Source organism: Nocardia sputorum, from assembly GCF_027924405.1.
Lineage (GTDB): Bacteria > Actinomycetota > Actinomycetes > Mycobacteriales > Mycobacteriaceae > Nocardia > Nocardia sputorum.
Window position 1 is genome coordinate 2,479,357 of the sequence record NZ_AP026978.1, and the last position, 21,900, is coordinate 2,501,256.

The 21,900-nt window shown below is 66.8% G+C and carries 11 protein-coding genes; 9 read left to right on the plus strand and 2 right to left on the minus strand.

Going from position 1 to position 21,900, the window contains the following annotated elements; all coding sequences use genetic code 11:
* Positions 1 to 70 precede the first annotated feature (70 nt).
* The gene (eccA, locus tag QMG86_RS11455; protein ID WP_281879406.1) at positions 71 to 1,891 is read left to right on the plus strand and encodes a type VII secretion AAA-ATPase EccA; all 1,821 of its coding nucleotides are present in this window, start codon (positions 71 to 73) and stop codon (positions 1,889 to 1,891) included.
* Between the two features lie 225 nt (positions 1,892 to 2,116).
* Here the strand turns inward: eccA and QMG86_RS11460 are convergent, their stop codons facing one another.
* Positions 2,117 to 2,440: an antibiotic biosynthesis monooxygenase family protein gene (locus QMG86_RS11460; protein WP_281879407.1), complete on the minus strand. Its 324-nt coding sequence runs from the start codon at positions 2,438 to 2,440 to the stop codon at positions 2,117 to 2,119.
* Between the two features lie 91 nt (positions 2,441 to 2,531).
* Between QMG86_RS11460 and QMG86_RS11465 the strand changes: the two genes are divergently transcribed.
* The gene (locus QMG86_RS11465; protein WP_281879408.1) at positions 2,532 to 3,035 is read left to right on the plus strand and encodes a MarR family winged helix-turn-helix transcriptional regulator; all 504 of its coding nucleotides are present in this window, start codon (positions 2,532 to 2,534) and stop codon (positions 3,033 to 3,035) included.
* A gap of 154 nt (positions 3,036 to 3,189) precedes the next feature.
* Entirely contained in the window at positions 3,190 to 3,924 is a 735-nt protein-coding gene (locus QMG86_RS11470; RefSeq protein ID WP_281879409.1) for an SDR family oxidoreductase, read from the plus strand.
* 137 nt (positions 3,925 to 4,061) lie between these two features.
* Here QMG86_RS11470 and QMG86_RS11475 read toward each other — a convergent pair whose 3' ends face one another.
* A complete protein-coding gene (locus QMG86_RS11475; RefSeq protein WP_281879410.1) occupies positions 4,062 to 4,511 on the minus strand; it encodes a MarR family winged helix-turn-helix transcriptional regulator in 450 nt (149 codons plus the stop codon).
* A gap of 406 nt (positions 4,512 to 4,917) precedes the next feature.
* Between QMG86_RS11475 and QMG86_RS11480 the strand changes: the two genes are divergently transcribed.
* From QMG86_RS11480 to QMG86_RS11505, 6 genes are all read left to right on the plus strand, one after another.
* Positions 4,918 to 5,985 (plus strand): hypothetical protein, encoded by a 1,068-nt coding sequence (locus QMG86_RS11480; protein ID WP_281879411.1) that lies wholly within the window; start codon positions 4,918 to 4,920, stop codon positions 5,983 to 5,985.
* Between the two features lie 53 nt (positions 5,986 to 6,038).
* Complete coding sequence (locus QMG86_RS11485; protein WP_281879412.1) at positions 6,039 to 6,446, plus strand: YbaB/EbfC family DNA-binding protein; 408 nt, start codon at positions 6,039 to 6,041, stop codon at positions 6,444 to 6,446.
* Entirely contained in the window at positions 6,443 to 6,847 is a 405-nt protein-coding gene (locus QMG86_RS11490; RefSeq protein WP_281879413.1) for a YbaB/EbfC family nucleoid-associated protein, read from the plus strand. Before QMG86_RS11485 ends, QMG86_RS11490 begins: the two co-directional genes overlap by 4 nt.
* Positions 6,848 to 6,948: 101 nt before the next feature.
* Positions 6,949 to 7,524, plus strand: coding sequence for a hypothetical protein (locus QMG86_RS11495; protein WP_281879414.1), 576 nt, complete (start codon positions 6,949 to 6,951; stop codon positions 7,522 to 7,524).
* 71 nt (positions 7,525 to 7,595) lie between these two features.
* A complete protein-coding gene (locus tag QMG86_RS11500) occupies positions 7,596 to 9,179 on the plus strand; it encodes a hypothetical protein (RefSeq protein WP_281879415.1) in 1,584 nt (527 codons plus the stop codon).
* The gene (locus tag QMG86_RS11505; protein ID WP_281879416.1) at positions 9,179 to 21,892 is read left to right on the plus strand and encodes a WXG100-like domain-containing protein; all 12,714 of its coding nucleotides are present in this window, start codon (positions 9,179 to 9,181) and stop codon (positions 21,890 to 21,892) included. The genes QMG86_RS11500 and QMG86_RS11505 overlap by 1 nt, the downstream gene beginning before the upstream one ends.
* The last annotated feature ends 8 nt before the right edge of the window (positions 21,893 to 21,900 follow it).

Genomic DNA, 21,900 nt, shown 5'->3' on the forward strand with positions numbered 1-21,900 from the left:
CGATGAATGCCCGGTGGGAACCGAGAGAGTCCACCGCGCCGCGCGCGGAAGCCCGGGTTACGTTGCGGACATGTCAGCCATTCGGCAAGCGCAACAGATCTTCGACGCGGGCGTGCTCTCGCTTGGTCTGATGGTCGACGGCCAGCAGGCCGCCAAGAATCTCGAGTACGCCAAGGTCGCGTTCCGTCGAGCCACCGAACTCGATCCCGACATGTGTGATGCCTGGCTCGGGCGGGCGGCAGCGGGCGACGTCACCCAGGACGTGCTGCGCAATCTGCATCGCACCTCCACCACGTCGCTCCTGCGCGAGCAACGTCGCCTCGGGCTTCCGTCGCGACAGCTCGCCGGCCGGTTCCAGATCGGGCAGTACATCGACTATCCGATCGCGAGCCTCACCGAGATCTGGCTCGCCCAGGCTATGCACCTGCTCGAGGACGGAGATTACGACGAGGCTGAACGGGTGCTCGATGAACTCGATCAGCGGCGCGGCCGGCTCGTCGACGATCCCGATCGCGCCATCGACGACAAGATCTGCGCCTATGCGCGCGGCGTCCTGTATTTCACCGGGCAACTGTGGCCCGATGTGATGGCAGTACTGGCCGGCTCCGCCGAATGGCAGGACCAGTACATGGCTGCGGGCGCCCATGTCATGGTCGGCACCGCCTGCGCCCACCTCGGCCTGTTCGGCGAGGCGACCCGGCGGCTGGAACTGGCTGAGCGAGGGCCGATTCCGGCGGCGCGCACCGCCGCGATGTACTGCCGCGGCCTGGCACTGCGCGAGCAGGGCCACGAGGACGAGGCGCGGGCGTTGTTCGAGACCGTCTACACCCAGGTGCCCGGGTTCGCGTCCAATGCGACCGCGATGCGTGACCCCAAGTTCCGCATCATGGTCACCACCAAGGATCAGATCGACGCGCGCACGGATCGGTGGGATCCGGCGTCGGCGCCGTCGCGGGCCGAGGCGGCCGAGGCGGAGCAGCATCACCGGGCCGAGATGATTCTCGCCGCGGCCCGCCGGGAACTGGAATCCCAGATCGGCCTCGGGGCGGTGAAGGTTCAGGTCGCCAAGCTCCAGTCCTCGGCGACGATGGCCAAGATCAGGGCCGAGAAGGGGCTCAACAGCATGCCGCGGGGCCAGCATCTGGCCTTCACCGGCCCACCCGGCACCGGCAAGACGACGATCGCGCGGGTGGTGGCGAAAATCTACTGCGGGCTCGGCCTGCTCGAGACCGACAAGGTCGTGGAAGCCAAACGTGCCGACTTCGTCGGCCAGCATCTGGGCTCCACAGCGATCAAATCCAACGCGCTGATCGACTCGGCGATGGACGGCGTGCTCTTCGTCGACGAGGCATACACCCTGATACAGGCGGGCCTGTCCGGCGGTGACGCGTTCGGGCGTGAGGCCGTGGACACCCTGCTCGCGCGGATGGAGAACGACCGCGATCGGCTGGTCGTCATCATCGCTGGCTACGACGGCGAGATCGACCGCTTCCTGGCCAGTAACGACGGCCTGTCCTCCCGCTTCGCCAAGCGGGTCAAATTCGACTCGTACTCGCCCGAGGAGCTGTGCGAGATCGGACGATTCATCGCGGCCCGACGCGATTCGGCGGTGTCGGACGAGGCGGTCGAGTTGTTGCGCCAGGCGTGTGCGGAGCTGTACGCCAGCGAAGGCACCGATCAGAGCGGCCTGCCCCGCCGCGGTGTCGACCTCGCGGGTAACGGCCGGTTCATTCGCAATGTTATCGAAAGTGCCGAGGAAGAACGGGAATACCGCCTCGCGATGGACGACAGTCTCGACCTCCGCGCGCTGGACGAGAATACGCTCATGCGCATCGAGTCCGACGACATGCGCAAAGCGCTCGATGCGGTACTGGCGACGCTCGTGTGCTGAAGGGCTTCGCTTGCGTTCGCAGCACATCGAGGCAGGAATCGGCCTGCGGCGACATCGACAGCACCGATTCTCGGTCTGGCTGCCTTGGCATCCCTGTCGTCGAGGGCACCCCGACGCGAGTTGCTCAACGCGAGCTGAGATCAGGTACGGCGTTGCGCGCAGGCGATTCGCTGCCGGGCCGCGTAGTGCCGAGTCGGCCTCGCGCAGAGCCCGCTTCTCAGCCGGTCATCGGAGCGTGTCGCCTGGCACCACGTCGATGGCGGATCGGTAGACCATCGGCCGCGCGATGACATCCAAGTCGGGGTCGTCGATCATCCGCCGGATCGATTGCTGCCACTGCGGGTCGGTGCGCGCCGCGTCCAGGGCGGTGCCGCTTTCCCATTCTGCGACGTTCACGAAGGTGAGCTCCGCCTGGTCGCTGACAGCTTGGAGCATGCGGGCCTGGATGAACCCCGGCGCCGATGCCATGCACCGCGCGTTGTCCTTCCAGCGGTCGAGGAATCGGTCCTTCTGCGACATCGGCACCGAGAAGGCGTTGATGAGAGTCACGGGCTGTTCGGTACGGGCTGTGACATGTCCGGTAGGCAAGCTCATAATGTCATATTAGAAGACAATCTCATTAAATGGCTATACTGATCGTGTGCTGAATCCGTCATTGGACGATCGTGGGGCCTTCCTGCTGTCTCAGCTGGGGCATCACGTTTCGCACAGGTTCACCGAGCGGCTCGTCCCGCTCGGGATCGAGCCTGCCCACTTCGGGATCTTGACCCATCTGGCGAGGAGCGACGGATGCAGTCAACAGGAACTCGCCAACCTGTTGCGAGTGCACCGCAATGCGATGGTCGGTCTCATCGATGAGCTCGAAGAGAAGGGTCTGATACAGCGGCGCGTGCATCCGGCAGATCGACGCGCTCACGCGGTCCACCTGACCGAGCCTGCTCACACGCTGCTGGCCGCGGCGACGGCGGAGGCCGAGGCGCTCGAGGAGGAAATCTTCGCCCCTCTCGACGATGCCGAGCGCGCTCGGTTGATCCAGCTCCTCCGTCGCGCGTCCGCGCACGCGGGGCTGCCTCGGGGCGCTCATCCCGGTCTGCAGCGGCGGCGCCGCGCCACCCGTAGCGCACCACTTCCGAACTCTCAGTGAAAATATGAGACTGATATTATATGTATCAGATATTATTTGCGCTAGTGAGTGCGTCGGACGTGGAGAGCGCCGTCCCGCGACCGGCCCGATCCTCGCTGCGTCGGCCAGCGATCATGCGCGGATTTCCGCTGTCAGTTCAACGGAGGGAAATGTCATGGCACACACCGAGCGGGTCGCCGTCGTTACCGGTAGCGGGCGAAGCATCGGCCGGGCGATCGCGCTGCGCCTGGCCGCTGACGGGGTGAAGGTCGTCGTCAATTTCAAGAGCGATGCCGTGGCCGCCGAGGAGGTGGCCGCCACGATCTCAGCGGCCGGTGGGCAGGCCCTCGTCGTGCCCGCGGACGTCACCGATCCCGCCCAGCTCGAGTCGTTGTTCGACACCGCCGAACGGTGGCACGGCGGGCTGGATATCTTCGTGCACAACGCTTATGGGTATGCTGCCGGGCCGATCGCCGCGGCGGCCGACGAGGACTACGCACGGACATTCGCCGCCAACTCGCAGGCGGCGTTCTCCGGTTTCCGGCACGCGGCGCGGCGGATTCGCGACGGCGGCCGCATCGTGTACATCTCCTCCTCGGTCACCCGGGCCAGCGATCCGTTCATGCCTCTGTATGCGGCGAGCAAGGCGGCGGGCGAACAGCTGGTTCGCGCGTTCGCCCGCGAGGTCGGACCACGCCACATCACCGTCAACAGCGTTCTTCCGGGACCGACCAACACCGATGCCACGCAAGGCATCCGGGAACTGCTGACGGAACGCATCGCTCGCACACCCCTGGGCCGGCTGGGCGAACCGGAAGATATCGCCGACGTCGTCGGCTTCCTGACCTCTCCCGCCGCGCGCTGGGTCACCGGCCAGAGTATCGCCGCCGACGGGGGACTGACCGCCTGAGTCCACGGCGTCCGGATCGAGGTACCAACGACCCGCGCGGCGGTCGGGGAGACCCGGCGCCGGTGGCGGAGTAACAGTGCCGCGCTGGCGGGACGCCAACTTGTCCCTGGTCACCGTGGGCAACGGGTTCCTCGAGGTCAGTTGTCCAGCGCCAGTTCTTCGGCCGATTGCTGCCCGGCGTTGCCGGTGCGTCGCAGGAAATCGGCGATCACCTCGAGTTCGGCGTCGGAGTAGGTGCGGCACAGCTCGTCCATGCGCTTGTTCATGCCCGAGAATATGTCGAACAGGGCGGAATTGCGCTCGCGGACGGCCCGCAAGGTGACCGCGCGGCGATCCGCGGCGTCCGGGTGGCGCTCCCGCACAATCCAGCCGCCTTTCTGCAGGCGGTCCAGGATGCCGGTCAAGGTGGCCGGGTGCAGTCCGGCCCGGCGCGACAGCTCTGTGGGTGACATCGGCCCGTGCCGGTTGACCAGGTCGAGGCAGGTCATGTCCACCTCACGCAGCTCCGCCCGCCCGCTGAACCGCCGGTTGAGCAACGACAACTGGATGTTCAAGTCCCGCAAGGCATCCTTGACCTCTACGGTCAACTTCCGGTTATGCTGCGACCCGGCCCGGCCCGTTCCCATCCTCGTCCTTTCCGCCAGCACCCGGAATGTGATACGAGGTCCATATTATACGAACAGCTGGCATCAGCCCGTCGACTCCGTACCGGAGCGCCGCCGCGCGACACACAGGCGGGGGTCCGAGTTCCCGTATCAACACCTCGACACATACGCGGGCGCACCCTGCCGGCGTGGCGGTCTCCGGCATGCCACGGTCTCAGCGGTGTGTCCGGGCGCCCCGGTCGGATTCGGTCGTCCGCACGGACGGGTCGTAGCCGGTGTCCGCGGGTGACGAGAAGGTGAACGGCTGTGGCGACCAGATCGTGCCCGGTCGCCGCCCGTGGGTCGGCGGGGTACTTTCCGGGCAGTCGAACGCGAAGGGGACTTGCTGATGCCGCGGATTGTGGGCAGGCGAAACGATGGCGGCGTCGTCGTCGCTGTCGGCGGGGTGTGTGTCATCGTCGGATCCGACGCCCTCGACGCCGCCGGACACTGCACGACCCCGCCGGAACAACTGCGGGTGATGTTGGTCAGCGCTACGGCCACTGACGCCGATTGCACCGTTACCGACGAGCCGATGCCCGCCGGTCTGCTGTCGGCGGCGCAGCTCGCAGCGATCCTGGCCTGGGAGGTCGGGTTCGTCGAGGGCGAACCAGGCAATAGTGAGCGGCCCGGACTGAGCGGTGCTGAAACCGAACTCTACCTGCGCTATCGACCCGATACCGGGGACGACTATCCGAACACTCTGGCCCTGGCGGAGGTCGACCGCCCGTTCTTCTCACTCGAACCCGTGCCCGCACCGGTCGCGCCGTCCGATGCGCTCGAGTTCACCGACCACGAGTCCGCGCCGCTGGTTCAGCTCTGCGCATCGATGGCCCACGTCGAGAATCTGTCCGCCGCCGAGGTCGTCGCCGCGGCAGCCGAAGACCTGATCGACCGCGTCAGCTATGCCGAGACGGTGGAGGAGTTCTATCCCGCACTGGCGCACGCTGTTTCGGCGCAGACGGTGCCCGCTTCCGCCGTCGCGGCGGCCGGCGGCGTCGACCGGGAGGAAATCCTGGGCTTCTTCGGCCGCCTGCTGGCGGAGCTGGATCGGCGGCGGCCCTGGCCGGACCCGGTCACGGTCGCCGTCGACCCAGCCACCTGGCCGACGCCGGGGTCGAGCAGACTGATCGGCTGGGTGGATATCGGCATCTCGGCCCTGGAGTGGGCCGTGAAGGCGGGCTTTGCCGAGGTTCCCGACGACGATCAGGCGTTGCTGGTCCTACGTTTACGGACTGGGCAGCTGATCGCGCTGGTAGGGGAGCAGGGCCCGGACCCGGCCCGGTTCATGGTGCTGCTGCCCGATCTCGCCGGCCGGCAAGATCCCGTGGCGGTGATCGCGTATCTGGCGCGATACGCCGGACTATGGGTCGAATTCGATGAACGGGCGGCGATGGCAGAGGTGGCGGCACAATGATACGACCGGAGAACGCGAGCGCGGCGGCCGATGCCGCTGATCTGATCGACGCCGTGGGCCGGGCGCTGAGCCAGATGCGCGATCTGCGCGGCGCCCGCGACGCGCTGACCGCGTCCGCCACCGTGGAACACGGCCGAATCACCGTCGTGGTCAATGTTTCCGGCTCGATCATCGAGACGTACTACGCCGAGGACATCAACACACTCAGCTATGGCCAAATCGCCCGCGCGACGGTTCAGGCGGCGCAGGCTGCGGCCGCGAAGGTGGCCGCCGCGCAGGAAACGCTGCTGGCCCCGGCGGCCGAGCTGCGTTCGCGGATGCCCAAGCCCGAGGATCTGTTCGCGGGCCTGGCCGAGCTGCGGGCGCAACTGCCGACGCACACGCCGGCACCGCTGACTCCGCCGTCGGGGAACACGCTGAACGATCGGCGAAATGATGGTCATCGAATTCTGGACCGATGAGCCGCCCCACCGAATTCTCCAGCGCGACGAGAGGGCCCGCCACCATGGATGACGATTTCAATGCTGCCGTCGAGGGATTTCAGGCCAAGGTGGCCGAGATCGCCGATCTGCAAGCCGCACGTGCGCTACTGCTCGGTGTAGGCACCACTGCGCGACGGCGGGTGCGCGTCACCGTGAATGCCGACGGAATCGCCACCGACATCAAGTTTTCCGGCGCGATCGGCGAATTGACCCCGGCGGAACTCGCCGACGCGGTCACCGCGGCGTCGCGGGCGGCCGTGCTCGACGTCGCGCGCAAGGCCAAGGAACTGATGGCGCCGCTCGACGTCGACCAGGCCGAGGCGCCCAAACTGGACGACCTGTTCGCCACCATCACCTCATTGCGCGATCACTTGGGCTGATGCCGACCGCGGTGGCCGGCGCCGTGCCGACTGGCGAGATCGCCACCGATAGTCGAGGCTTCCGATCGGGGGTGGCCGAGCTATCGGGTTGAGAGCGCACCATGGCAGTCGAGATCACCCGTCCAGGCCGAGTGATCCGGGCGCAACCGGCGCTGCCGTCGAACCGCGGGCGGCGCGCACTGATCCTGTCGCTCATCGGCGCCCGACTGGGGTTGGACCGCCGCTCCCGTCATCGTGCTGCTGGGGGCAGGCGCCGTCCTCTTGTACTGGCGGCGGCCACCCGCCGTGGCGGCGAGTTGCCGCACGACATTCTGCTGCGGGCCGATCCGCGGGCGCAGCCCGCGATGTTCGCGCGTTCCGCGGCGGTCGCGGCGGAATTCGGCATCGTCTTCCTGGACGATCCAGTATCTGCAGGCGGTGCGTGGTACCGACCCGGGGCGGTCAAGGTCGCCGCGCACGAAGGCATCGTCGCGGTCGCGCAACCACTCGGCATGAAGATGGCAACGGCGGCCTCGGTCGGCGACACGCTCGGTGGGCCGCTCGCCAGGTGCGAAACTCGGGTTGTTGGTCGGCAACCGGCAGGCGTTGCTCGCCACCATCATGGTGGTGCCGACCCGTGCGGTCTGGTCACGGCCGGTTTTCCGGCTTCGGTCGCGACGAACCTTACATCCAGGTGAACGCCTGAAGGTTCGGTGAACTCCGTCGGCGTGCCGCGCGAGCGGCACGAGGGCGACGGCACGATCGCCCTGTGGCACCTAACCCTGACGCCGGTAGCAACCCGTTCCTTTCGCTGATCGGTGAGTCGGGGCAATTCGGGTTGCCGGCGGGGTTGTCGTTCGTGGATCTGAAGGGGGACTGGCAATCGTTCAGGCTTCCCTGGGATCTCGACGGCGATGGCAAGCCCGAAGACGAAAAAGACGAAAAAGACGGCAAGGACACGGACAAGGACGACAAAGACAAAGACGGCAAAAAGGATGATCCCACCGCACCGTCCGGAGGCGGTTCGGACAAGGGTGGCTCCGGCAACTCCGCGCCGAAAGGCGGCGGTGCGGGGCCGAGTGGCGGTCCACCCGGCAACAACCGCCCGAGCAGTGGGAACCCGAACACTGGCGGCAAGCCCAACAGCGGTTCGAACTCCAACGGCGGCGGCAACCCCTACAGTGGCGGCCCTGCCGATTACAACACCGGTGGCGGCCCGATCAAGGTCGATCCACAGGATCTGATCAACAAGGGTAAGCGGCTCGCAGACCTGCCGAGCTCGCCGAAGGGTCTGTTCGACATTCTCAGCACCCTGAGCGACTCCTTGCAGCGGCTGGGAAATCCGTGGGGCGCAGACGAGTTCGGTAAACAGTTCGCCGAAGGCGCGACGGGCTATTCGGCGTCGGCCGAAGCGCTGGTGGGCAACGCGAGCCGGGGGCCGGACGCCACCGGAGCGATTCCGATCTTCGGACAGTTGCTGGTCAACTATGGCACCACAATCGAGCAGGCGGGCAGAGCATTCGCCGCGGGCGAGGACCTGTACGCCCAGTGGATCCTGAAGAACTACGTGGACGAGAACGCCAGTGGCGACCCCGGTCCGTACAAGGGCCCGCTCAGCTCCGATCCGAACTTCGGGAAGAACACCGGAAACAACAACCCGTCCGGCCCGCCGCCGGGTGATCAGGACCAGCAGTCCGGCAATGGAGGCGGACAGAATTCGGGTGGGTCCACCGGCGGTGGCTCGAATTCCGGTGGTTCTGATCCCGCTGGTTCCTCGACCGGTGACCCGGATGCCAACCGGCCGAACATGCCTTCCACGCCGCATCTCGCGGCCACCAGTACTCCCGATCCTGCCGCGCCACTGAGCGTAAAGGCTTCCTCCTCGAACCCGATCGACGCACTCGCGACGCCGGGACCGACCCTCGGCGGCATCCCGGCACACCCCGGCGTGCCCGCGTTCCCCGGTGCTCTCGGTCCGAACGCGTACCGCGCGACCGATCCGGGAACGGGTGTGTCAGTCGACAAGACCGGTAGTCCGGCGACCGGCGGCAAGGGTGGCGGCATTCCGTCGGCGCCGCTGCCGCGGATGCTCGGGGCGGCCTATGACGGGGAGAAGCTGGTGCCGAAAGCCGGTGGCATCGGCGCCGCCCAGTCGCGTGCGGGCGTACTGCCCCAGGCCGCGATGCCGGGGATGCCGGGGACGCCCGCGATGGGGAGTAGTAGTGGTCAGTCGGTCTCCGGCAAGGAGAAGCGGCAAGAGCGTCGTGAGCCGCCGGTCGAGGAACAGTTCGAGCCCGAGCCCGACGCTGCCGACCCGTGGCATGGGCCCGGTCTGCGAGACGGCGGCCGGTGATGTCGATTCCCGATGCGGTCCGGCAATCCGATATCAACCTGCCCGAGGACCTGCGGTGGTTGAGCTGGGTCGCCGGCAGCGCTTGGCCGGAGGGCAGCGAGAACGGCATGTTCGCCCTCGCCGACGCCTGGTCGGAAGCCTCGGCGGGATTGACCGGTCTGGTCTCGACTATCGAAGACGCGGTGGACGATATCCTCTCGGCGTATCCGTCGGCCGGTGCGGGTTCGGCCATGGCGCGCACCCTGCGGAACCTCACCGATGAGTCGGATCAGGCCTCGTTGCAGGCTATCGCCAAATCGCTCGGTCAGCTCGCTGATTCGTGCGATCAGGTCGGTTGCGCGATTCAGCAGAACAAGATCATGATCATCGTCGGCCTCGTCCAGTTGGTCTACGAGATCGCGCTCGCGTGGCTGTTCCCGCCGACCGCCGGCCCGGCTCAGGCGGCGTTGATCGGGTGGTACCACATTGTCTTCCAATACTTGAAGCAGCTGTTGCGGCAGATGCTCGTCGCCGCGCTGAAAGCCCTGGGGCAGCAGGTGATTCTGACGCTCCTTATCCAGCTGGGACAAATGGCGGCCGGGCATCGCGACGGTGTCAACGGTAAGGATTTGTGGTTCGCGGCGCTGGGCGGCGCGCTGGGTGGTGCGTTCGGCGCGATGTTCGGCAAGCTCGGTGGTGATCTGTTCCAATTCCTGGGCGGAAAGATCACCCGTTCGCAATTCGACAGCAGGTTTCAGCAGCTCATGCGCGGCGCCGTCGAGGGCGGCGCCGGTGGTCTCGGCGGAATGATCGGCGGTGGCTTCGCCAACCAGGTCATCAACGGTGGCGAATTCGAACTGGACCCGAGGATGCTCGGCGCCGGTGCCGCGGGCGCGTTCAGCTCCGGCGCGGGACGTTGGCGTGGCGCAGGCGGCAGCGGCAAAGTGCACGTCGATCCCGTCGGCGGCCCGCGCAGTCCGGCCGGATCGACACCACCGACCAAAGTGCCGCCGTCGGCGTCGGATACAGGGCCCGAGGCTGGGCCCGAGAGCGCTTCGGCCTCGCCGAATGTCAACGCGGGGAGAGGGAGTGGCGCGCAGTCGAACGAATCGCTGTCCGTACACCGCAATGGGTCCTCGGCATCCGACCAGGGCGGTGATCAGACCACCTCGACCGTGAGCTCACCGCACCAGAACACCGCCGAAGACAACCTGTCGCAGCAGTCGTCCGCGAAATCGGGTGGTGACGGCTCTTCCGCCCCGAACACCGGTCGCGCGCCCGCGAACCATGAACAATCGGAAACGACTGCGCAGCAGCACACTTCCGAAACAGCCGAGCCCGCGCCGCGGCAGCACGACGGCAGTCTGCTCGTACCGCAGCCCCCCAACGCGGCAAACGCATCCCAGCAGCCGGCGTCGAACGCGCCCGGCGGGGACAAGTCCACGAGTTCGTCGCCATCCGCCCAACGTGTCGCGGACACCAAAGTTGTGAGCCGAGACAACGTGACGACGGCACCGAAGAGCGACGTATCCGTTGACCACTCGGTGCGCGCGCAACCGCGGGCGGGTGGCGCACTCGGTGCTCCGGAGTCCATTCAAGCGAAACACACCGACTCGACCGTCGCGCTCGAGCCGGACGAGGTGCCGTCGTCCCCGGTGCAACCGCGTGCGGAATCCGAGCAATCCGAGACCGATTCGGTGTCCCCGAACCGCTCGGACGCTCCGCAGGGAACCCGGCCGAACCCCGAGAATTCGGCTGCGGCAACCGACAAGACAACACCGGTCAAGGAACCAGCTGGTGCTCCGAAACCCCAAAGCGACAAAGGGGACAGGGCTCCGGCGCGCGACACCTCGGCCGCGCCCGTGGCCGAACCGCGGGCCCGCGCGGGCGCCAAAGGCATAAAGGGCATCAGCGACGACCTGGCTCTCGTGGGAAGAATCGACGAGGCCACCGGCCTGCGCTGGCGGCTGGTCGATACATCGCTGCTCGATCCGGCCTGGCCGGGTGGCAAGGCTTTCATCCGGGAAGTCCTGGGCTTCGAGCAGACAACGCAGATGCTCCGTGGCAACAAGTCCCCGCACGAAGGCCGGGAGCTGTTCCGGCCGTTCCAGGACGGTGACTTGCCGATGCGGCCTGGCTTCGGCCAGAAGAAGACGGCCGACTCCGACGATTTCGGCGGGGGCGCGGGCGGCGGCGTCCGCGGTTACGACGAACGGAACTCCCGGGGTGTGTTCCGGTTCAACACCGACGAGCTGCCCGATCACCGGTACACGATCGACAAGGACGGCCTCTGGTCCAAAGCCTCCGATTCGGAATCCAACGGTAAGCCGGATCCCGAATCGGACGCGATCCCGCGCAAGGGCGCCACGACGATCGAGGTGCCGCGCCAGGGCCCGATTCTGCAGCGCTGGGCCGAAATGTCGGCGCCCGCAATGCGTACCGTGGTGGGCGACCATGACGGCAACTGGTACGTCGGCAAGAACCTGCACCACGAGCAATTCCACAACGCGGGCGTTTACGTGGCTTTCCAAGCCCATTTCGTCAACGGGAAAATGGTCGCGGTGCACGACTGGGCAGGTGCGTACCAGCCCTCGCCGACCCGGGTGAAAGCCGCGCTGGAAAAGCTCGGGATCTACGGCGACCTGGACCATTACGACCAGCAGGGACGCAAGTACACCGATTCCGATCGCGAGGGTTGGACGCAGGCCGCCGAACCGACGCCGACATCGGGCAAAGCGACTGCGACAGAGAGTGATTCAACTGCGCGTACCGAGCCGCTCACCCGTGTCGTCTCCGATGAGCCGCAGCGGGACTTTCTCCGAGAAGCCGAAGACATCACCCGGATGTACAAGCGCGAAGACTGGGAGAACGCCGCACCCGAGGACCTGCGGGAGGCGCTGCGGGGGAGCGTCCACCACGATGCGCGAGACGCGGAAAGCGTTGCGAAATATCACCGCGCGGTGACCGCCGCTGTCGAAACCATCCGGCGGGGGACAACGAAGTTCGACGACGACGGTGCGGAGGTGGCGCCGGGCAAGATCCTGCGCTGGACCCAGGTCATGGGCACGATGGGAATGCGCGAGGGCCCCATCAATATGGACGCGGGCGAGGGTAAGACGTTCGTCTTCCTCGCCGATTCGATTCTGAAGGCCGCCGCCGGTGACTCGGTGCACGTCTTCACCACTCGCGACACTCTGGCCAACGATGCGGTCAACCTGTACAAACAGGTTCTCGGGGTGCTCGGCCCGGACGTGTTCAACGTGGTCAGGATGAACCCGAACGGCGCCGACGAGACCGGACTCGATCCGGCGAAGCCGACCATCTACATCGGCACCCTCGACGATGCGGCATTCGGGCAACTCCGCGGCAAGTTCATGCGCGGCGATATCGCCGTCATCGACGAACTCGACGAGGCGCTGTACTACGCCGACACCACCTGGATCATCTCCGACGGCCCCAGCCTGGCCGCGGATCCGCATATCGCCTCCCGCATCATGGCGGCTCGGCACTTCCTCGACAATCGGCTCGCTTCCGGGGATCTGACCCCTGCGGACTTCGATCGGACGGACGGGCAGATCGGCGGCCCGGCGAAGCTCAACGCCGAGGGCGCCGAGAAGGTCAGAAGACTGCTCGCCGAGGAGGATCCCGGCGCGAGCCCCGACGACCTCGCCGTCCAGATCGACCGGGTGAATTCCGCCGCCTCGGCGCACTGGGAGTTCGTCGAGAACGACCACTACATCGTGCACCGAGGTGGTGACGGCGTCGACAAGGTCTACATCATCGACCAAACCACCCACAAGGTGATGTTCGATCCGGCGACCTCGACCGAGAGCCGGTGGAACGGCGGTTTGGCGCAGGCCATCGAGGCCAAGCACGGGATCACGATCCGGGGCGACTCGGTGTCTTCACAAAGCCTCACCGCCAAGACCATGCTCGCGGAGCGGTACGAATGGCTCTCGGGCGCTTCGGGCACGGCCGAGGGGGTGTCCGGCCACCTGGTCGACAACTACGGGATGAAGCCGGTAGTCACGGTTCCGCGCTTCACGGAATCGAAACTGGACACTCTCGAGGCGAATCTGGCTCCGAACCAATCGGCCAAGCATGATGCGATCGCCGACAAAGTCATCGGTCGGCACAGTGCCCAGGCGCGGCCCGAACTGGTGATCACCAACCGCAACAGTGAGGTCGCCGAGATCTCGGCCCGGTTGAAGCTCGCGGATATTCCGCACGAGGTCGTCGATGCCCGGTGGTTCGCCGACCGGGGCCCCACCGCGGAAGCCGACCTGAAAGCGATCTTCGACAAGGCGGGTCAGCTCGGCAAGATCCTGATCATCAACCGTCAAGGCGGCCGTGGCGTCGATATCGAGATCAGCGATGCCGTCAACGCGGCCGGTGGCCTGCATGTCAGCATTTCGGGCAAGTCGGATGTGCGTGACATCGATATCCAGGCCGAGAACCGCGCCGCGCGCAACGGCCAACACGGCAGTGTCGAATACTTCCTCGCCGCCGATGACGCCCTGTTCGCCACCGCTCCGCACCACGCCCAGACCATAATCCGCTACACCGACGCGGTCACCAGCCATGAGAACGCGACCGTCCGGCTCGACGAGGCGTTGGCCACGAAGGACCGCGCGGAGCATGCCGATGACCTGCGTCGCACCGTGCAAACCCGCACGGTCCGGGACGCGGCGCTCGGCGACTACACCATCGCGAAGGACGCGCACCAGGCGGCGACGGCCGAACGCGAAGCCGCCGAGGCCGCGGTGCGGGCCGCGGCGTCGCACCTGCAAGCGGAAAACGCCGCACGGCGGATGGGCCGCACGGTGCTGCCGCCGACCGCCGTCCCCGCGAGCGTGGCAGCACCCACATCCGCACGGGACCTGGATATCCCGTCGCCGATACACGAGCAGGGGGCGGACCTCGGTCAGCAGGATGCCGATGTCTCTGAGTCGGCTACCGGTTCGCTCCCCGACGACCTGACCGGTACCGAACTGCCGCAGCTGTTCGGCGACGATCAGTTCGGTCCGCCGGCGCCGCTGGCCGTCGTCGACTTCCCGGGCCTGTTCGTAGCCGATACCACTGGGCATCTGGTCGCGTTCGGGAACGAGGAGATGCCGGTGGTGCGGACCTATTCGCACCAGCAGAACCTCGTGCACGAGATCGAACATCCGGTCTCCGGCCCGGTGGTGCTCGACAGCGCACTGGTGGCTGACCTCTTCACCACCCGGACGCGCGATGACGGCACGGTGGTGGTGAGCTCGACGGCGACGGGGGCGCATGTCGTCACCGCCGGGACAACGTCGGTGTTGCCCGCCGGGTCCGTCTACGGGCGTCCTGATCCGCTCGACTCGACCAAGTTCACGCTGTACGGCGGGTCGAATGTCGGCTGGTTGTCCGTGGACGCGAATCGGATCGGCGTGACGCCACGCCGGGCGACCGGCCCGCTCCAGCGTGACCATGTCCCCGAAGCGGCGATTGTCAACACCCACGTACCCGCGCCGGCGGTAGTGTTCGCGGACCCGAAGAGTCGTGTGCTGGGCATGCGGCTGGCGGAGCTGGCCGACGAGATCAAAGCCACTCGCGACGCTGCCGTACTGCGTGACAAGTCGACGGCGCAGCGGACGGCCGCGGACGAGTTGGAGAATCACTTCGCGACGCTGCCGGTGGAGCAGCGCCTTATCGCTGTGGCGCGCGCGATGCAGCTGGGGAGGATCGATCTGCACACGGCGAAACTTGCCGAGAGGCACGGTATTTCGCTCGAGACGGCGCGCGCACAGATGAAGGCCGAGCTGGTCACGGCGCTCGCGGGCAAGGATATCGCCGTGCGGATCTCCGAGGAATCGCTGCTGGATGTACTGCGGGATGGCCGGTTCAAAACGGTATTCGATCTGGGCGACATCGGCACCGGAACGAATGACCGAGCGCTGCTCGAAGCCCGCTGGTTCGGCCATGACGTGAATGACCATCCGATCGATAAGCGGGCCGTCTACGGGTACGTTCGCGTCGGCGGTGAACAGCCGGTCGGCGACCTGCACGACGAACGATTGAATGTCTACGGCGACGCCGTGGTCGTCCTGAAGTCCGCGGTGCGGGCCCGCACGACGGTGTGCGTGGGAGATTCCATCGAGCATAAGTCCAATGTCTATCCTTCGAGCCTCGAGGACCCCGCACCGGAGTCCTTCGGCGTCTACCCGCCCCGCAGGCCCGGCCTGCCGGCCGCCCATATCGGTCTGCGGCGAGACCTGACGCATCCGGATTTCCGGAAGTGGGGGTATGTGGAGGCGCAGGTGCACGGTGGCGTCACCAGTGCCGACATCGACCATGTGGTCTTCAAGTGGGAGCCGGAAACAGCCCTGCGGGATCAGCTCCGTGCAGCCGGAATTCCCTGGAAGGTACTCGAGCACACGGTCCCGCCGATAGTGAACAAGCCGGGGCAGGCGGACCACGCGATCAGCAGCGGATGGAAAACCTATCTCAACTCCGCGCGCGTATCCGATGATCCGAATGCGCTGCACGGCAAGAACTTCCTCGGTGTCACGGTCGGTTTCACCTACGCCGACGTGGTGACCCAGGACCTGATCGGACCGGCGGGGACGCCGATCGGGGTCGGTTACAAGCACGTGGAGTCGGAGATCGAGGGGGCAGAGCGCTGGGCGGGTGCGCAACAGTGGCACGACAAGGTGGTGCGTACCCGGCCCGGTCAAACCGGCAAGGCTGTCTTCGCTGGTCAGACCAGGGTCGGGCACGAGGTCGTCGCGGCGCCGTGGGCGGCCGAATACGGCGGGGTCGGCCGGGAACCGATTTTCGTCAACGCCCACGCTGGTCCGAACACCTTCGAGATCCGGCTGCGAACCGGAACGACGCTCGAGGTGAGCGGCGCGACATTCGCCAAGCTCGTCGAGCAGTCCCCGGCGCTGGAAGCCGCGCGCGCCGCCGGCGGTCCGAGCTCGGTCGTGCTGGTCGCGTGTGAGCCTGCGAAAGGTTCGGCGGCCACCGATTTCGCGGCGACGCTGCACCAGAGGTTTCCGGCCGCGCCGGTGCACGCCGCCGCCAGCGCGGTATGGATCTCCAACTGGCGGAACCCGGCCGTGCCCACTGTCCGTTACCGCTACCTCGCCGCCGACAACAATGCCGGATGGGTGAGTTTGCACAGCGACGGCACCCGGGTCGAGCACGCCGGCACCCGCTATCCCACCGGCGCGACCGGATCGTCCACCACCGCCGCCACCGAGCTCACCGGGTCGAATTCACTGGCTTCCAGCCGCAATCCGATCGCGCGGCAATGGAGGGAAGTCCTCGATCGACCGGTGAGCTCGCCCCTGACGACGACCACCGCGGAAGGCGTGCGCGGCGCGAGCAAGCAGCGCACCGAGTTCGAAGTCTCGGACGTACTCACCCGAGCGCTGCTCGACAAGAACGGCACCACGATCGGAGTGTCGTTCGTCCTCGAGTCGGAGGGGCAGCGCGAGGCGAACAAGTGGGCGCGCACGGCATCCGGACAGGACAGCGTGGTGCTGACCGATACCGGTCAGGCCGTGGACCAGGTCACCAAGCGGCGCTCGGAATTCGGCGAGGATGTCGTCGACGCGCCATGGAAGACCGACTATGCCCAGAACGGTCCGGGTCCGGTATTCATCGACGCGCACGCGGACTCGGAGGGGTTCATGGTCGAGATCATCTGGAAGAAGGGGACGAAGCAGGAGTCGACTCGATCGGTGCGGGTCGACGGTGCCGACTACGCCAAAATCGTGAAGGCCGCCGAGTACTTCCGGGAGTCGCCGCGGACGGGTGGTCAGGCGACGGACCGGTCGCTGGTGCTGATCTCGTGCAAGGCGGGCAAGCGGACGGCGGCGACCGATTTCGCGCTGGCGATGCGCGATCTGCTGCCCACCGCCCCGGTGCACGTGGGTGCGGGCGTGGTGGTGGTCGGCGTCAAGAAGGCGCAGAAGGCCTTCGCCACCCTCGGCGTCAACCACAACCGGGGCTGGGTCACCATCGGTCCCGATGGCGCGAAGGTGTCGCAGGAGAACACGATCAAGCATGCGTCTGCCGCGGTGAGCGGGACACCCGGGCGGTCTACGGGGACGCCGACCGGCGCGGTGCCCGAGGAGACGGTGGCCGACGCCACCGCGGAGTCCGGGGCACTCGTCGCCCCCGCGGTGAGCAGTGGCTGGCGCACGTATCTGAACTCGTGGCGGGTATCCAACGATCCGGACGTCCTGCACGGCAAGAACGCCTTCGAGTTGCCGATCAATTTCACCTACGCCGATGTCGTCGCGCACGAGATGTTCGGCTCGACCGGAGCATTGACCGGCGTCTGCTTCCAGAACCGCGATCTGGAACTCGACGTGAATCGACGCTGGGCGGCCGCGACGGAGTGGCGCGACAAGGTGGTGCGCACCCAGCCGGGGCAGACCGGGGAGCAGGCCTTCCACGGTCCCCTCAGGGTCGGACAGGAGGTGGTCGACGCGCCGTGGGCTGCCGAGTTCATCCAGACCGGGCACCGACCGGTCTTCGTCACCGCCCACGCGGGTTCGAAAACGTTCGAGATCCGGCTTCGGACCGGAACCACGCTCGAGGTGAACGGTACGACGTTCGCGAAGATCGTCGAGAGGTCACCGGGACTGCGAGGCCCGCTGAGCACCGGTGCGGCGACCTCGATCGTTTTGCTGGCCTGCAAACCAGCAAAGGGATCGGCGGCAACGAAGTTCGCGAGCACGCTGCACCAGAACTTCCCGCATGTGCCGGTTCATGCCGCCGCTACCTCGGTGTGGCAGTCGACTATGCGTTATCCGGCACGGCCGAATGTCGACTATCGCCTGCTCGCGGCGGACCGCAATGCCGGTTGGGTGACATTGCACAGCGACGGCACTCGAACAGTGCACGCGTCCACTCGCTACCCAGGCCCGGCCGCCGCTTCGAGTGGCGTGGTCGGCTCCGGATCGACCATCGGTAGGGCGCTCAGCGCTCCGCTGCGTTTCTCCTCGGACCAGGATGCCACCGAGGTGTTCCCGACGGTAACCTCAGCAGAAGCGGCCGCGAACGAGGCGCGACTGTGGAAGTGGCTGACCCGCAACATGTTCGACGACGCGTTCGACCACGCGGTGCGTGGACGCACGCTGCGCGACGGGTCCGGTCTCGAGGAACTGTCCGATCTCGAGGATATGTCCGAGGATGCCCGGCACCCGGCGCCGGGCGCGGGCTTGCTCGCCGATACCGCCGAGATCCAGTGGAGTGATGACGAATTCGCCACGCTGTTCGCCGACCCGGACGCCGGCTCGACGGCAACGGCGCCGAGCCCACCCGCTGCGACGGCGGAGCATCACCCACCGACCACGGAAACCCTGGCGGCGTTGCCGTTGCATGTCGCCCCGGCCGCCGAGGCGTTCGTTCGCGGCGATCGATGCGTGCTGATCGACGGACTCGGTACCGAGCACCGGCTCGACGTCGGCAGCGGCTGGCGCGCCGTGAAGGGAACGTTCAGCCATCCCGGCACCGGCGCCGAATACGTCGGGCTGGTTCCGCTGGATCAAAAGCACGACGCCAGTCCGATCCGGATCCGTAAGACGTTGCTCGCCGAGGCGTTCGAGGAGAATGCCGCCGCATTCTTCTGGGAGACCACCTACTTCCTGGCCCGTGCCGGTATCGGAATCGAAGGGTCCGGCGACACCCCGGTCTGGCTACCTCCGCGTGCCGTTGTGGCGGTGAAACACGCGCACAATTCCGATGGGACACCGGATCCGAGCCGGACGATGCTCGGGCGCCCTAAGGCCGCTACCTGGCACACCCTGGACAGCGACATCCTCGGTCCACTCGTCCCCGAGCTGCGCCGGTCGAACAATCCGCTCTGGGAGGAGATCAGTGGTCCCCGGGTGTCGGACGTGCGGCAGGGCGCGCTGGGCAACTGCTTCCTGGCCGCCAACATGATGGCGCTGGCCCGCAGCCCGCTGCCCTTGCTCCGCGAGATGATGATAGATCTCGGTGACTCCGTCGCCGTCCGGTTCTTCGACAAGAGCGGTGACGCGTCTTGGGTGCGGGTCTCCAAGGATCTCTATGTCGACGGCGACAACAGCACTCGCTACGCCGCCGACCAGGGGGTGTTGTGGCCCGCGGTCCTGGAGAAAGCATACGCGGTCTTCGCCGGTGAATTCGGCTATGCCGGACTCGACGGTGGCAGTCCCGGCGCCACCGCCGCGACGATGCTGCCCGCCACGCTGCCCGGCGGATTGCGGTTCCAGCCGTCCCGGGCGGTCACCGATGCCTATTTCCATCATCCGATGCGCATGGACATCGACGAGCTCCGCAGCCTGGCCGGCAGCGATGACGAGTTCGCTCGCGCGGTCTCCGCATTGCGTGGCGAGTGGGAAGACCGGGTGCGCGATCATCGCGCACGCGAGGCGAATCCGATGGGCGCCGACGTGGATCGCGCACAGGTGCTGGCACTGGTGGCCGGCAACGGGAACAACGTGTGGGCGGCCGTGCGTGAGTTCTACCGGCTGATCCGGCCGGACAACCCCGGCTCGACCGAGGGGTTCCGGCGTTTCCTGAACCATGAGTTGAGCCCGCGGCAGCGCACGCGGTGGGCTTCGAACATCGATCGCCTCGTCGATTCCGTGGACCGAGCGGCGTCCTGGCGCACCCGTGAGCTGGACCAGCAGATCGGCAGGCACATCGCCGAACGCGTCGACTTCGCCTTGCGTCGAGGCGATCTGGTGATGCTGGGTACGCGCAACTGGGGTCGCGACGACACCGTGCAATTCCCGGGCCTGGCGGGCAATCACGGCTACACAGCACTCGGCGTGCAGCGAGATGAGGACGGCGATCCAGTGGCGTTGCGGCTGCGCAATCCATGGGGCACGAACGGATCGGCACAACCTCCGCTGCCTGGGATCACCTTCCAGGCCGACGGGGTGGTGGACGTGGAACTGCGGCATCTCAACAAATTCGCCACCCTCGCGATCTGTGGTCCGGGTGCGCGCGGCCTGTTCGGACTCGACCGGCTCGCCCCGCCGGGCGCCGACGACCTGGTCGGAACTCACTCGGAGTCACCGGAAACGGCGCAGACCGCCGACGAGACCGAGCTTCTCGGCGTCGAGTTGCCTGCGACCGACGAGGCCGACGGATCAGCGGTCGCGCACGTCTCGCATCCGATCGATTGGAAGAAGCACCTCGGTGTAATCGGACAGCTGGTCGGTGGAAAGAAGTTGTCCGGCATCGTGGATCACAACGTTGTACGGTTCCGCGCCAAGAATCTGGTCCAGGAGCCGATCCTCGATCACCAGGGCCGCACGGTGGGCATCACCTTCCTCTACGGCCCCGACGAGTTGGAGGTGCTGCGTACCTGGGGGAGGGCGCCGAACGGCCACGGGATGGTCTTTCGCACTCGGCCGGGCGAAGCCGGCGCCGCCGCGCTCGCGGGTGACCGGAGTCGAATCGGGTTGGACCGGTTCGTCCCGGCTCCGTGGGAGGCCGAGTACCAGCAGGACAAGCCGGGTCCGTTCTACATTTCGGTGCACGCCGACAGCCGCGGTTTCGAAGTCCGGTCGCGCGGCGGGCGGTCGATCGTCGTCGACGGCACGACCTTCGCTGCCATCGTGCAGGCGTCGCCGGCCTTTCAGGCGGCAATGACATCGGGTCCGTCGCGGTCGGTCGTCATGATCGCTTGTGCGGTAGCGAACGGCTCGGCGTGCGAGGAGTTCTCGGCCGCACTGCACCAGACTTTCCCCGACCGCCGGATCTACGGGTCTCGCGGCGATGTCGATGTCCATGCGGAGAGTGGTCGCGGGGTGGGCCTGCTGGCCGCCGGCGACAACGCGGGGTGGATGTCCTACCTGAATGCCGTCGCGACCGACCACGCCGCGACGAGGTACGACGCTCCGGCCACCGAGGGCAGGGCGGCATTCGTCGAACAGACGGCGAATGGCACCGATATCGGCGACTGGGTCGAGCAGTTGCGCTCGACGGAGGGATTTTTCGGTGAGGAGCCGTACTTCGCGGTGACCAGTGACGGCCGGGTAGTCGGGTTCTTCGTCGCGGATGTACTCGTCAACCCGATGCTCGATCACCACGGCGACACGATCGGCGTCAGTTTTCATCAGCCAGACCATCTCGAGGACGAGCTGTTGTGGGCGCGGACGGAGAATTTCCACAACGTGGTCACCAGAATGCGCGACGGCGAAGACGATTTGAGTGTGGTGGTGCAACGAATCATGCAGGAAGGGTCGTCGCGCACCGACAACGTCCGTGCGCCGTGGGCCCTCGACTATGCGAACGGGAAGAATGGACCGGTATACATCAGTGCACACGCCGATGCGAACGTCTTTGAAATCAACCTGCGATCCGGGGTGACCATCGACGTCGACGGGAGGACCTTCGCCTCGATCGTCCAGTCCGCGCACCCCTTCGGCGCCGCGCTTGCCTCCGGGCTCGCCGCCGCCCTGGGGACGCCGAAATCATTCGTCTTGATGGCATGCAAGGCGGCAGCGGGCGATGCGGTATCCGGCTTCGCCGAGGTCTTCGACAGGGTGTTCCCAGGGCGCCTGGTCCATGCGAGCACTGGCACCATCAACGCTCATGTCCTGCGGGTCGACAACGAGGAGGAGTCGCCGATACGGATCAGCTGGCTGGGTGCGAGCCACAATGCCGGCTGGATGTCCTATCGCAACGGCCAGCAGATCCGGCACGACCATACTCGGCACCCACCGCCACACCCCGATTCGACCGAACCCAGCTGAGAAGACTG